This window comes from Bartonella vinsonii subsp. berkhoffii ATCC 51672 (genome assembly GCF_902825225.1).
GTDB classification, from domain to species: Bacteria; Pseudomonadota; Alphaproteobacteria; order Rhizobiales; family Rhizobiaceae; genus Bartonella; species Bartonella berkhoffii.
Window position 1 is genome coordinate 1 of sequence record NZ_CADEAK010000257.1, and the last position, 406, is coordinate 406.

Annotated in this window: 1 protein-coding gene and 1 pseudogene; one reads left to right on the forward strand and one right to left on the reverse strand. The window is 36.0% G+C overall.

Translation table 11 applies throughout. The features are described 5' to 3' along the window. A partial coding sequence (locus J7R10_RS09160; RefSeq protein WP_208436518.1) for a nicotinate-nucleotide--dimethylbenzimidazole phosphoribosyltransferase occupies positions 1–242 on the forward strand: 242 nt, incomplete at its 5' end. 32 nt (positions 243–274) lie between these two features. On the opposite strand, the pseudogene J7R10_RS09165 reads toward J7R10_RS09160, so the two are convergent. After that, a pseudogene (locus tag J7R10_RS09165) lies at positions 275–406 on the reverse strand (ArsR family transcriptional regulator); the annotation flags it as partial.

Here is a 406-nt window from a genome sequence, read left to right on the forward strand (position 1 = left end):
CAGCAGCAGTCCTTTATAAAATGCACCCAAGAGCTCTTGATCATATTCTTGTTGGGCATGTTTCTTCTGAGACGGTACATCGTAAACTGTTAAAAAAAATTGGCAAAGAACCGCTTTTAGATCTGAAAATGTGCTTTGGCGAAGGGACAGGTGCGGCCATGGCAGCTGGTATTGTCAAAGCTGCTGTTTTGACTCACACAAAAATGGCGGTTTTTGAACAAGAAGATTTAATTAAAGGATAATAACGGGTTGAAAGAATCCTTTAAGAGCTTTACTAACTCGCTTTTTCTTGTAGTTTTATGTAATTGAGTGGAAGTTCTGTTGTATATTTAATCTGTTCCATTGCAAAAGAAGATGAAACATCACGGATATCAATTTTAGTAATTAATTTCTTGTAAAAAAGATC